General features: G+C 62.1%; 9 protein-coding genes. All 9 read right to left on the reverse strand.

All coding sequences use genetic code 11. The features are described from left to right. Nucleotides 1-78: 78 nt before the first annotated feature. Nucleotides 79-1,257 carry an FtsW/RodA/SpoVE family cell cycle protein gene (locus tag LJY25_RS19580; protein ID WP_227610180.1) on the reverse strand — a complete coding sequence of 393 codons (1,179 nt, stop codon included), beginning with the start codon at nt 1,255-1,257 and terminating at the stop codon, nt 79-81. Between the two features lie 71 nt (nt 1,258-1,328). Beyond that, complete coding sequence (gene murD, locus LJY25_RS19585; protein ID WP_227610181.1) at nt 1,329-2,732, reverse strand: UDP-N-acetylmuramoyl-L-alanine--D-glutamate ligase; 1,404 nt, start codon at nt 2,730-2,732, stop codon at nt 1,329-1,331. Nucleotides 2,733-2,735: 3 nt separating this feature from the next. Continuing rightward, nucleotides 2,736-3,956 (reverse strand): phospho-N-acetylmuramoyl-pentapeptide-transferase, encoded by a 1,221-nt coding sequence (gene mraY, locus LJY25_RS19590; RefSeq protein ID WP_227610182.1) that lies wholly within the window; start codon nt 3,954-3,956, stop codon nt 2,736-2,738. Between the two features lie 111 nt (nt 3,957-4,067). Beyond that, a complete protein-coding gene (locus LJY25_RS19595) occupies nt 4,068-5,555 on the reverse strand; it encodes a UDP-N-acetylmuramoyl-L-alanyl-D-glutamate--2,6-diaminopimelate ligase (protein ID WP_394799982.1) in 1,488 nt (495 codons plus the stop codon). Between the two features lie 58 nt (nt 5,556-5,613). Continuing rightward, the gene (locus LJY25_RS19600; RefSeq protein ID WP_227610183.1) at nt 5,614-7,983 is read right to left on the reverse strand and encodes a penicillin-binding protein; all 2,370 of its coding nucleotides are present in this window, start codon (nt 7,981-7,983) and stop codon (nt 5,614-5,616) included. Further along, nucleotides 7,967-8,782, reverse strand: a complete 816-nt coding sequence (locus LJY25_RS19605; RefSeq protein ID WP_227610184.1) for an FtsL-like putative cell division protein — start codon at nt 8,780-8,782, stop codon at nt 7,967-7,969. Before LJY25_RS19605 ends, LJY25_RS19600 begins: the two co-directional genes overlap by 17 nt. Nucleotides 8,783-8,837: 55 nt before the next feature. Then, nucleotides 8,838-9,776: a 16S rRNA (cytosine(1402)-N(4))-methyltransferase RsmH gene (rsmH, locus tag LJY25_RS19610; protein ID WP_227610185.1), complete on the reverse strand. Its 939-nt coding sequence runs from the start codon at nt 9,774-9,776 to the stop codon at nt 8,838-8,840. Next, a complete protein-coding gene (gene mraZ / locus LJY25_RS19615; RefSeq protein ID WP_227610186.1) occupies nt 9,773-10,252 on the reverse strand; it encodes a division/cell wall cluster transcriptional repressor MraZ in 480 nt (159 codons plus the stop codon). The genes rsmH and mraZ overlap by 4 nt, the downstream gene beginning before the upstream one ends. Before the next feature lie 295 nt (nt 10,253-10,547). After that, a complete protein-coding gene (locus LJY25_RS19620; protein WP_227610187.1) occupies nt 10,548-13,262 on the reverse strand; it encodes an MGH1-like glycoside hydrolase domain-containing protein in 2,715 nt (904 codons plus the stop codon). Between the last annotated feature and the right edge of the window lie 146 nt (nt 13,263-13,408).

A 13,408-nucleotide genomic window follows, 5' to 3' on the forward strand; every position in this document is an offset into this window, starting at 1 on the left:
GATGCTGAATAGATAACGCGGCCGAAATGAAAACTGGAAAAGCAAATTGTTGTGCTTTCCTTTTTTCCACTGGTACCGCTAGGCGTAGGCCGATTTGCGGGGAATGCGGATGGTGTCTTCGGGCTCTCCGGTCATGGGGCGGATTTCATGCTCGCCCCGGCTTACGCTCAGGATAATACCGATGCTGATGCCGGTAAAGATCAGCGAGGTGCCGCCCATACTGAGCAGAGGCAGCGGCAGACCGGTAATCGGGCCCAGCCCCACGGCTACGCCCATGTTGACCATGGCCTGCAAGACCAGACTAAAGCTCAGACCGGCCGATAGCAACCCGCCAAAAGCCCCGTAGCTGTTCATCACGGTTTTCAGGCCCCGGTAGAGAAAGGCCAGGTAGAGAAACAAAACAAAGCAGCCGCCGAGCATGCCGTACTCTTCCAGGATGATGGCGAAGATGAAGTCGGAGTACGGGTGGGGCAGAATGTTGCGCTCGGTGCTCTGCCCCGGCCCCTTGCCGGTAACGCCGCCGGTGGCAATGGCAATGTAGCTGTGCTCGAGCTGGAAGGGCACCGGCTTGCTCTTGTCGGTGAAATTCTCGATACGGGAAATAAAGGTTTTGCCGCGCTGGCCCGAGGCCAGGCCAATGCCGCCCACCACGGCCCCGATGGCTACCATCACGGCCATCTGCTTGATGGGCACCCGGCCGATAAACATCAGCAGCAGGCAGGTGGCAAACAGCAGCAGGGCGGTGGAGGCGTTGGTCAGGATGATGAGCCCGCAGATAACGCCGATCCAGAGCATTACAGGTAGCAGCGTGGTTTTAAAGTCCTGCACGTGCTGCTGCCGGCGGCTGAGCATGCTGGCCAGGTGAGAAATCAACGCCAGCTTGGCCAGGTCGGAGGGCTGGAAGGTCTGGTTGATAACCGGGATGGTCAGCCAGCGGGAAGCCTCGTTGATGGCGCCGCCCATAAAGAAGGTGAACAGCAGCAGCGGCACCGAAATCAGCAGGGCGTAGAGCGAGAGCCGGGAATAGTAGCGGTAGTCGATGCGGTGCGCCAGCCACATAAACGCCAGACCCACGAAGATCAGGCCGGTGTGCTTGATCAGGAAGTACTCGGTGTTGCCGCCCATCTTCTTATAGGCCAGCGTACCGGTGGCGGAGTACACCACGGCAATGGAAATGCCGGAGAACAGAATCACGATGCCCCACAGAATGGCATCCCCCTTCAGGTTTCGCTGCAGCCAGGTTTTGATTGGGTCCATGCTTGGTTTAGAGCTTAGAGATGAGAGCTTGGAACTAAGGAAAGTGCGTGTGAAACAGGTGCCGGAACGATCTACGCGCTTGGTTCCTGGCTCTCAGGTCTCAGTTCCTTTACCGCCTCAGCGAATTGCCGGCCGCGGTCTTCGTAGTTCTTGAACAGGTCGAACGAAGCGCAGGCCGGGGACAGCAGCACCACGTCGCCGGACCGGGCCAGCTCCGCGGCGCGGCGCACCGCCTCGCGCACGTCCCGGGTTTCCTCGACGTGCGGCACGATTTCGCCGAAGCTGGCCTGCAGCTTGGCGTTGTCGACACCGAGGCAGATCAGCGCCTTTACTTTCTCCCGGGCCAGGGGCAGCAGCGTGGTGTAGTCGTTGCCCTTGTCGGTGCCGCCGGCAATCCAGACGATGGGAGCCTTCACGCCGTCGAGGGCGTACCAGGCGGCTTCCACGTTGGTCGCCTTGGAGTCGTTGATAAAGCGGGCGCCGCCGATTTCGCCGACGGGCTGGAGGCGGTGCTCGGCATTCTGAAAGGTGGGCAGGCCGGCTTCAATCTGCTCCACGGTCAGGCCCGCCACGCGGGCGGCCAGCACGGCGGCGGCTATGTTCTGGCGGTTGTGCAGCCCGATGAGCGGGGAGCCGGCAATGCTGATGGTTTCCTCGCCGTCATCCTGCACCTGCGGAATGTGCACGCGCAGCTCGGTCTCGGAGCGGTAGGACGCGGCCGTGCGGGCGTCGGGGCGCTGGTGCAGGCTGAAGGGCAGGTCATTGGTATCGACGAACACCGATTGGTACTCGCGCTGAATCACCTTGTCGTCGGCGTTGTAGATAAAGTAGCTGCTGCTGTCGAGGTTGCGGGTGATGCGCAGCTTGGCCTGGGCGTATCTCTCCAGGGAGTAGTCGTAGCGGTCGAGGTGGTCGGGGGTGATGTTGAGCAGCATCGCCACCGTGGGCCGGAAGTCGTAGGAGTCGTCGAGCTGAAAAGAGCTCAGCTCCAGCACGTACCAGTCGTACTGGTCGTCAATCACCAGCTCGGCGAAGCTGTAGCCCACGTTGCCGCCCAGCCCGACCCTGTAGCCGGCTGCCTGGAGCAGGTGGTGGGTGAGCAGGGTGGTCGTGGTTTTGCCGTTGGTGCCGGTAATGGCGATGATACGGGCCTTGGTGTAGCGGCTGGCCAGGTCGATTTCCGAAATCACCCGGATGCCTTTTTCCCGCACGGCCTTCATCACGGCGGCCTTTTCCGGAATCCCGGGGCTTTTCACGATTTCTGAGGCGCTCAGAATCTCCTCCAGCGTGTGGGTGCCTTCCTCAAACCGGATACCCGCCGCCATCAGCTTTTCGCGGTACTGGGGCTTGAGCGGGCCGCCGTCCGACACGAACACGTCGTAACCCTTGGCCTGGGCCAGCAGCGCCGCCCCTACCCCACTTTCGCCGGAGCCGAGCACAACCAACTTTTTTCCGGAACCTGCCTGCGTCGTCATGGCTTAGCGGAGCTTAAGGGTAACGAGGGTGAAGATGGCCAGCATGATGCCCACAATCCAGAAGCGCGACACGATCTTGGACTCGTGGTAGCCGAGCTTCTGGTAGTGGTGGTGCAGGGGCGACATCCGCAGCAGGCGGCGGCCTTCGCCGTATTTGCGCTTGGTGTACTTAAAGTAGCTCACCTGCACCATCACCGAGAGGTTTTCAATCAGGAACACCCCGCAGAGCACCGGAATCAGCAGCTCCTTGCGGATGATGAGGGCCAGCACGGCGATGATGCCGCCCAGCGCCAGGGAGCCGGTGTCGCCCATGAACACCTGGGCCGGGTAAGAGTTGTACCACAGAAAGCCGATGCAGGCTCCCACAAAGGCGGTACAGAAGATTACCAGCTCGCCCGAGTTCGGGATGAACATGATGTCGAGGTAGTCGGCCAGCAGGGCGTTGCCACTCACAAAGGCGAGAATAGCCAGCGTGACGCCGATGATGGCCGAGGTGCCGGCCGCCAGCCCGTCGAGGCCGTCGGTAAGGTTGGCCCCGTTGCTCACCGCCGTGATGATGACGATGACGATGGGAATGTAGAAGAAGGCGTAGTACTCGTTGAACACCGAGCCGGCCATGTCGAACAGGTCGCCATAGTTAATCTCGTTGTTTTTCATGAACGGCACCGTCGTAATCATCAGCTTCACATCCTGGTAGATGGTGCTGGCGTCCACGGCCGAGTAGGAGCCGTCGGGCAGCAGGTACTGGCGCACGGTCACGTCGTTGGAGATGAACAGCACCCAGCCCACGGTAATGCCCAGGCCTACCTGCCCCAGCACCTTGAAGCGTCCGCTCAGGCCCTCCTTGTTTTTCTGAAACACCTTGATGTAGTCGTCCAGAAAGCCGATCAGCCCCAGCCACACGGTGGAAAGCAGCATCAGCACGATGTAGGTGTTGTCGAGCTTGGCAAACAAAAGCACCGGCACGAGGATGGCCATCAGAATGATGAGGCCGCCCATGGTCGGGGTGCCCTTCTTCTCCAGCTGCCCCTGCAAACCCAGGTCGCGCACGCTCTCCCCCACCTGCTTGCGCTGCAGCACCCGGATCAGCCGGCCGCCGAACAGCTGGGCAATGATGAGAGAGGTAATGACGGCCATGGCCGCACGAAACGAAATAAACTGGAACACGCCCGCCCCTGGCAGGTGGTAATGCTTGTGCAGGTAATCAAAAAGGTAATAAAGCATTGGTCGGGGCTAGGGGTGCGGTTTACTTCAAACAGCAAAGATTTTGAAATTTGGGTTGTGCTCAAACGTTGTGTTTCTGCGGATTTTGCAGTAGGCAGCGGCAGGTATGGGTCATTTTCCGAGCAGCTCGTACATTTCCCGGAGCACCTGCTTGTCGTCGAACTCGGTGCGCACGCCGTTAATCTCCTGGTAGGTTTCGTGGCCCTTGCCGGCGACCAGCACAATGTCGCCGGGGCCGGCCAGCTCGCAGGCGGTTTTGATGGCCTCGCGCCGGTCGGGCACGGTTAGCACCTTGGCCTGGTCGCGCACCGGCACGCCGGCCTGCATCTGGCTGAGAATCGCCAGCGGGTCCTCGAAGCGGGGGTTGTCGGAGGTGAGCACCACGCGGTCGGAGCCCTGGCAGGCCAGGCTGGCCATGACAGGGCGCTTGGCCGCGTCGCGGTTGCCGCCGCAGCCTACTACGGTAATTACCTGCTGCTCGGGCTGCCGGATCTGGGCAATGGTGCTCAGCACGTTTTCCAGCGCGTCGGGCGTGTGGGCATAGTCCACGATGCCGGTGATGCGTGACTTCTCGGCTACGACCGGGTCAAACCGGCCGGGCGCCGAGGTCAGCCCCGACAGGATGGTCAGCGCCTCGGCGGCGTCTTCGCCCAGCAGCACCGCCGCGCCATACACAGCCAGCAGGTTGTAGGCGTTGAACACCCCGATCAGGCGAAACAGGATGTCGCGCCCGTCGATTTCGAGGTGCAGGCCGTGCACGGCGTTTTCCACGAGGCGGGCCCGGAAGGTGGCCGTGCTGCGCAGGGAGTAAGTTTCGCGCCGGGCGGCGGTGTTCTGCAGCATGACCGGGCCTCGCTTGTCGTCGGCGTTGGTGAGGGCAAATGCGCCCTTGGGCAAGGCATCAAAAAAGCCCTTCTTGGCTTTCAGGTAAGCGTCGAAGGTGCCGTGGTAGTCGAGGTGGTCGTGGGTGAGGTTGGTGAACAGCCCGCCGGCAAAGCGCAGCCCGGTTACCCGGTGCTGCACCACGGCGTGGGAGCTGACTTCCATAAACGCGTGGGTGCAGCCGGCCGCTACCATCTGGGCCAGCAGGGCGTTGAGGCGGATGGCGTCCGGCGTGGTATGCGTTGCCGGAATAACGGTCTCATCGATCTGGTTCTGCACCGTGCTGAGCAAACCTACATGGTAGCCCAGCTCCCTGAACAGCTTGTGCAGCAAGGTTACGCAGGTGGTTTTGCCGTTGGTGCCCGTTACGCCCACCAGCTTCAGGGCCCGCGACGGGTGTCCGTAAAAGGCGGCCGCCATGTAGGCCATGGCTTCGGCGCTGTCCTTGACCTGCACGTACGCCACACCGGCTTTGCGCTCGACGGGCAAATCCTCGCAGACCACGACGGCCGCGCCCAGCTCCTCGGCTTTGGCAATAAACTGGTGCCCGTCGGCCTGGACGCCGCGCAAGGCGAAGAACACCTGTCCCGGACCCGCCCGGCGGGAGTCCAGCGTCAGGCCGGCCACGGGTACGTCGGTGGGGCCGTGCTGACTGAGCACGGTCACGTCGGCCAGCAGGGCAAAAAGCGGGGGCGTTATTTCTTTATCAGCGGACAAGGTTCAGAAACGTTAAAGCGGCAGGGCCGGAACAGAAATACAGAGGCTAAGCCGGAAATCAGGCTTTGGCTTTTTTAGACTTGGCGGGCTCGGTGCGGGGCTTGGCCGGGGTTGTTACGGGCTGGCGGGCCACCGGCTTTTTGGTTTCCACCGCCGCGGGCTTGATGGGAGCCGGCTTACGGTTGGTCTTTACCACCACGGCCTTGCCGTGGGCCGGGTCGGGGTCGGCGGGGGTGAGCAGCTTGTTTTCAATCAGCTTGCTGGGCGCCGGCGCGGCCTGGGGGGCCGGGGCAGCCTGCGGAGCGCCAATCGGCTGGAGCTCCAGTAGCACGGTGGCCCCGCGGCGCAACGCCGAGCCGGCCGCCAGGGACTGACGGCGCACCCGGCCGGTACCCAGCGCCTTTACGCGCAGGCCGCGGTTTTCAAGCAAAAACAGGGCGTCGCGCAGCGTCATGCCCGCCACGTCGGGCACCTGCCCGCGCCGCACGGCATTGGGCTTCCAGGCGACCAGCCGCGCGCCGGAGTCCGACGTGGTTCGTACCCAATCTTCGCCCTGGGCCTGGGAGCTGGTTCCGACCCCGATCTTCTGGCACACCAGCGTCAGCTCGTCCTGCAGGCCGGCCTGCATCGTGGGAATCTTGGTTTTCGCACGCGGGGCCCGGGCCAGCAGGGGGCGCTGACTGGCGTTGTCGCGGGCCATGGCTTTGTCGGCCACTTCGCGGAACACCGGGGCGGCCACGTCGGCGCCGTAGATCCGGCCGTTCTTGGGCGAGTCGACGACCACGATGCAGCTGTATTTGGGGTTGTTGGCCGGGAAATAGCCCACGAAGCTGGTCGAATACACCTTGGTGTACTGCCCGTTCTTGAACTTCCAGGCCGTGCCGGTTTTGCCGGCAATGGAGTAGTCGAGGGTGCGGATACCGCGGGCGGTGCCTTCACTTACCACGCCTTCCATCATGGCCTTTACTTTGGCCAGGGTTTCGTCGGAGCAGATTTTGGGAATCAGCACCTTGGCATCGTACTGCTCCACCACCTTGTCCACCTGACGGATTTCCTTGACGATGATGGGCTGCACCTTCACGCCGTTGTTGGCCACGGCATTGTAGAACGCCAGGGTCTGCAGGGGCGCCAGCTTCAGCTCGTAGCCGATGCTCATAGTGGTCAGCGAGGTGCGGCTCCAGCTGCGGTCGGTTGGGTCCTTCACGTAGGGCCGGGCCTCGCCCGACATATGAAAGCCCAGGGGCCGGTCGAGGCCGAATTTCTTGAGGTACTCGGCGTAGCGCTCCGGCTTCTGGTAGAAATGGTCGTTGATGAGCTTGGCCACCCCGATGTTCGACGACTTCTCGAACACCTGCTTTACCGAGATGCGCCCATAGGGGTGGGAGTCGGTTTTCACTGCCCCGCCAATCTTCATCGAGCCGGTGCGGCCGGTGTTCACGGTGTCGTTAAGCGAGACTTCGGGGAACTCCTCGAACAGCGCCATCATCGAGGCCAGCTTGAAGGTAGAGCCGGGCTCGGTGCGGCCCTGGTCGGCAATGGCATAGTTGTAGTCCTCGCGGTACACGCCGTCGGCCACTTTGCCCAGGTTGGCTACCGCCTTGATTTCGCCGGTTTTCACTTCCATCAGAATCACGCAGCCATACTGGGCATTGTTATCGACGAGCGACTTGTACAACGCGTTTTCGGCCACGTCCTGGAGGTTGATGTCCAGGGTGGTTTTCACGTCGTAGCCGTCGAGGGGCTTTACCTCCGTCGCGTCGTAGATGGGCTTTACCACGCCGCCGGGCATGCGCTCAAACAGCGCTTCGCCGTCCTTGCCGGCCAGGTGGCGGTTAAAGCTGAACTCCAGACCCGCGCCGTTCTTGTCTTCGTTCACGAAGCCGATGGTACGCTGGGCCAAGCCGCCGAAGGGCCGGAACCGCTTGTCGACCTTCTCGAAGATGACGCCGCCCTTGTTTTTGCCGGCCCGAAAGATGGGCCACTGGGCCAGCTGTTTTTTCTCCTGGAAGTTGATTTGCCGGGAGTTCAGCCGCAAGTAGCGCACCTGGGAGTTGGAGTTATGGGCGTTCTTGAGCTTGCGCAGGTACTCCTGCTTGCTTCGGTCGCCGAAAAAGCGCGAAAGCAGCAGCGCCAGAGAGTCGGCCTTGCTCTCAAACAGGGCATTGTTGACGACGGAAGGATCCCAGGCTACCCGGTAAAACGGCAGCGACGTGGCCATGATGCTTTCGTTGTCGGAGTAGATGTTGCCGCGGGTAGCAAACACCGGCTGGTACACGATGCGGCGCTCCTGCTCCAGGGCCCGCCACTTCTCCCCTTCCTTGAACTGAATACGGGTCACCTTCCAGACGATGGCGGCCGAAAACAGACATACGCCCAGGAAAGCCAGGCGGACGCGGGTAACAATAGACTTTTTAACGCTTCCTTTCATCGCGGCGCGGAGCTGAATGGGTGGAAGTTGATGACTTGGCTGGTTTCTTGGCGGATTTTGCAGTCCGGGCGGCGGGCTTGGCTTTGGCGGCCGGCCTGGCGGCCTTCACGGGCGCCTTCTTCCGCCGGACGGCGGGGCGAGTTGCCACCCGGGCTTTCTGCTCTACTCCGGCCGGGCGGTTTACCACGGCCTGGGCCACGGAGTCGATCTGGGGAGCCATGGCGGCGGAATCGGCCTTGGCCGCGGCAGCCACGGAATCGGCCGACAGCACCGGCAGTTGCTCCAGGGCGGCTTCGTCGAGGTGGCCGGCGGGCACGTTGATGCGGAACGGGGGCGAGGAGCTTTCCACCAGCCCGTAGGGTGCCACGCGGCGGGCCACCTCGCTTTGCTTGCTGGCCTCCATGTAGTCGGACTTGAGCGTGGTGTAGTCGGCGCGCAGGTCCTCGGTTTCCAGCTTAAGCTTCTGGATCGTGCGGTTCATGCGGTAGGCGTAGTGCGTATTGCCGATGTACACCAGGGTCAGAAACATTACGAACAGCAGGTGGGGCAGGTAGTGCACCGGCAGTCCTTCGCGGAACAGGCCGTCCATGCGCGTGAGGCGCTCGAGCAGGGTGAATACGCTCCAGGTGCTGCGGGGCCGCTCGGGCTCGGCCCGGCGCGGACGCGGGGCCGGCGCGGGCTCCGCTTCGGGTTCCGGCGCCACCACCGGCTCCGGGGCGGGGGCCGGCGGCACCACCTCCCGGGGCACATTGGCCCGGGGCGGAGCCGCGACGGTGGGTTTTACGGTGTTCAGAGCCATATTTCTGTAAGAGCAAACGGGGCCGGCAGCCGTCAGGGCCGCCCGTCCCGGTTCTTCATCGTTGATTTTTTCCTTTGAATTCCGTGCGTACCGCCACCCGCAGCTTGGCGCTCCGGGCCCGGCTATTTTCAGCTACTTCCTCGGCCGAGGCTTCCACCGGCTTGCGGGTCAGCACCTCGAACGGGTTGTGGGCATGGCCGAATAAATCCGTTTCCACTTCCCCGAAGAATTTCCCCTTCGCCATGAAGTTCTTGACCAGCCGGTCTTCCAGCGAATGGTACGACATGACCACGAGCCGGCCACCGGGGCGCAGCACCTCGGCCGTCTGCAGCAGCATCTCCTGCAGCGCCGCCATTTCATCGTTGACCTCGATGCGCAGGGCCTGAAACACCTGGGCCAGGTACTTATTTTCCTTGCCCCGGGGCATGCAGGCGGCAATGGCCTTTTTCAGCTCCCCGATGGTGTTGATGGGCTGGCTGCGGCGGGCCTGCACCACGGCCGCGGCCAGGGTGCGGGCGTTGGTGACTTCGCCGTACATGCCGAAGATGCGGTGCAGCTCGGCTTCGGAGTACTCGGCCACGACCCCGGCGGCGGTCCGCTCGCCCTCGGGGTCCATGCGCATGTCGAGCGGCCCGTCGAATCGGGTAGAAAAGCCCCGCTCGGGGGTATCAAACTGGTGCGACGACACGCCCAGGTCAGCCAGCAGGCCATCAACGGGCAGGGCGCCGTGCCGGGCCAGCTCCTGGTGCAGGTCGCGGAAGTTGGCCCGGATAAAGGTGAACTGGGGCCGCTCAAGGCGGCGGGCCTCCTGCTCGGCGTCGGCATCCTGGTCGAAGCTGTAGAGGTGGCCGGTCGTGAGCTGGTCGAGCAGCGGAGCCGAGTGCCCGCCCCCGCCAAAGGTCACGTCGACGTAGCGCCCGTCGGGGCACAGTTCCAGCGCCTCCAGGCACTGAGCCAGCATTACGGGCCGGTGGTAGGCTGCGGCGCTGCTCATGCGGCAAGCGGGCCGCTGACGCCAGCGGGCGTTTCGGTGGTGAGAAACTTCTGGGCCAGCTTCGAGAAGCGCTGCTGGTCCTTGATCAGGAACTCCTCGTACTTCTCCGGCTCCCAGATTTCGCAACGGTTGCCCAAGCCCACGATAATGGCTTCCTTCTCAATGCCGGAGTAGCGCAGCATGGTGCGGGGCAGCATAAAGCGGCCGATGTTGTCGAGCTCTACTTCCGTCATGCCCCGGAAGAAGTTGCGCTGAAACTGCCGGTACTCCTCATTGAACTCGTCCAGCGCCATCACCTTGTCGTGAATCACGCGCCAGGACTCCCGGGGGTACAGTACCAGGCAGGGCTCAAACCCGCGCACCAGCACGAGCTGGTTGCCGGAGGCCTCGGGCAGGTTCGCCTTCACCTTGGCCGGCAGCACCAGGCGCCCTTTCGGGTCCAGCTTGCATTCGTATTCGCCGGAGAGAAGGTTCATGAGCCAGGTGGGCACTAATGAGGGATAATAGCAAAAGTACAGATTGCCCCCCAGAAAGCAACCACGATTTACCATTTTCTACCACATTCCTAAAAGGCTCTTTCCAGCTTACCAGCGCATATTTAGTTTCGTTTGCCGCCCCCTGCTAAGGTTCTTAGCACAGACCTCTGTCCAGTTTTGTCAAAATGGCAGTCCTATTTCATGTTGCTATTCCCCTACTGGTTCGTGGCGAAATTGCAGCTGTTGTTCGGGTCCAATATCCAACCGGTTTCTGCTGGTGCGACCGGAGAATCACCTACTGCACCCGGGTCAGCCGCAGGTGGTCGAGCATGGCCTGGTTGATTTCGCCATTCATATTCTCGTTGGCCTCCTCCAGCTCAAGCGTGAGTACCTGAGTGCCCTTGGGCAAACTCACCAGAATCGGGTTGGTATAGCCCCAGTCCGACCATTCATCGACGCCGCGCTGGGGCAGCACCACGGTTCCGAGCAGCTGCTTTCCCCGGGCCAGCGTCCGGATTGCGCATTTGTTGCTGGTGTTGATGGGGCCATTGCCGTTGGAGTAGCGGAAATCCAGGGCGTACAGGCCCTCGGCAGGCACCGTCACTTTCAGTCGGAGGGAGCGGTTTATGGTTTTACTGGTTTCCACAAAGCCCTGCCCGGAGTAGCCTTTGTATGGTTTTGTGGATTTGGGGGCCGCGGATTCAAGCTGCACATAGTGTTGGAACCGCTCAGCCTGAACGGGCAGCGGCTCCGAGGCAAAGCTTTCGAACCCGGACGCGTCCACGGCAATTACCTGGTACTCGGTATAAACCGCCGGGTTGGGTACTGCAAACCCGGGCTCGGTAGTGCGGGCCACGAACTGCCCGTTGCGCAGCACCTGATAGGCCCGGGCGCCTTCAACCGGCGTCCAGCTCAGCCGACCGGCCTCGTAGCGCACCGCCGGGCTCATGGGTGCTACGTGATGAACTACTTTATTTTGCGGAGCTGGCGCCGGCGCCTCATCGGCAAGCTCAATGCGGATGTTATGCGTGCCGGTGAGGGTAGCCGGTACGGTAGCATCAGCCAGGGGCTGACCATCGAGCGTGATGGTGCGGATTTTATGACCAAAACCTGTCAGCTCAATGGTCAGCACGGCTTGGCGGTACCGAAAGCCAGTCAGGCGGCGGGTACCCTGCAGGGCCTGGGGCACGAAGGGGCGAAACCGGAGCCCATCCGCGTCGAAGCCCATCCCGAACAAGCCTTTGTACACCAGCCCCAGCGTGCCCGACAGGCTCCACAGCATCACGCTGCTGTTTACCTGGGTGCCGGCAAAGTCACCGTTGGAGGCCACGAAGTTCTCCTTGTTGGTGAGGAACAGAGCAGCGGGCCGGGCCACCGCCATCAGGCTTTCCAGAAAGGCCGTTTCGTTCCCAACTTTCGCGGCGGCCAGCCCCCAGTAGCTTTGCACGAAGGGCCACACGGCGTTGTTGTGGTAGGGCGGAATGCCCGGCGTCTGCGGATACACGCACGGAATGCCGTACTCCATCACGGGCGTGCGGGCCACCACGGTGCGGGCCCGGTCGGCATTGGCCACGCCAAACAGCACGGTCAGCGCCTCACCGAGTGCCTCTGAACGGGGAGAAGTATGTTGAAACACGCGGCCGTAGCGGTACTGGCCGTAGTAGCCTTTTTCTTCCAGCCATAGTTTCCCATTTATACCGGATTCGATCCGGACGGCTCGGTCACGGGCCAGGCTGGCTACGTTGGCATGGTTCAGCTTATCCGCCATCAGGGCTAATACCTGATTGCTTTGGTAATGTACGACGTTGGTGCCCAAGTTTTCTGAATGGTAGATGTCTACTGGCTGCATCCATTTCGGGTAGGTTTGCTCGCGCCAGTCCAGAAAAGATGACTCGCCCCGGACGAGATGAGTCAATCGGCCCACCGGGCTAAACGGGTTTGCCTCGCCTGGTTCCAAAAAATAAGACTGCACAAATGAAAGATAGCTATTGGGGTCGTAGGCGTTGCGCTCGTCGTCTTCAATCGACTTCCTGATAATCGGGTACGCCTTTTTCAGCCATTCCTCGTCGCCGGTGGTCAGGTAGATTTCCCAGGCGGCCACGGCCCAGATCATGCGGTCAGTGGAAACGGGGTAGGCACCGCCGGTGCCGGTGTCCTGGATGATGCGGCCGTCGGGCGTGACCTTGCGCAGCAGGCTGGTCTTGGCGACTTCGGGCTGCAGCACGGCCTGGCTTAGAATGATGCTGTAGCTGATGTCGCGGGTCCAGACCCCGGCCCACTCCTGCCCGGTTCGGAAGGTGCCATCAGGCTCCACGGCCCGCTTGGCTTCTTCCAGTGCCAGGTTGTAGAGGGCATCCAGCAGCGGGTGGTCTGACGTGTACTGCGGAAATGCCGATACGTCGAGGCTCTGCTTCCACTGCCGGGCAATGGTTTTGGCGTCGGTGTGGGCGTTAAGGGTGATGGTGGTTTCGTAGATGCCGTTGCCATCGGGGTCCTTCAGCTCCAGCCCGGGCTTGTTGATCAGGTTGTCGAAGTCCCAGCTCAGCGGAGTGGTGTTGCCCGCCACGAACACGTGCCTGAGGTCGTCTTTGTAGAGTTTCTGCCCGTTGTAGAGCTGGTAAAAGCCTTGCTGCTGAAACGCCGCCAGCACCGGCCGCAGGTCGAGCCGGATCTTCAGCGGTGTATTGGGCGCCAGGTAGGTGTCGGCCGGTACCGGCGTGCGGTCCACGTACTGCTGCCCGAACACGATAACCGGGGTTTCCAGCGTCGCCCCGGCACTGGGCAAAGCCACGAATACATGGTCCTGGCCGGGCTGCATTTCGTTGTCCTTGCCGTTGAGGCTGAACTTGAAGCTTACCTGCGGGCTCTGAAACGCATTGGCCGGGCTCTGGTAGTTTGATGTCAGCTCGGTGCGGGACAAGGCCCGGGCTACGTGCCGGCCCTGTACTACGCTGTCGCGGTACACCGCGTAAGCGTCCGACTGCCAGATCAAAGGGGAAACACGACTCATAGGCGAAAAGCTAGCGGACACGGCCGGGGGACGGGTGCTCTGACAGGCCGGCAGTAGCAATTGCGCCCCGAGTGCGCCCACGATAAGACAAGCATGCTTCATTGCCACAAGAACCGAAATTTGGCCCGCATCCCAACGTGTGACCC

The organism is Hymenobacter translucens, assembly GCF_020685205.1.
Classification (GTDB): Bacteria; Bacteroidota; Bacteroidia; order Cytophagales; family Hymenobacteraceae; genus Hymenobacter; species Hymenobacter translucens.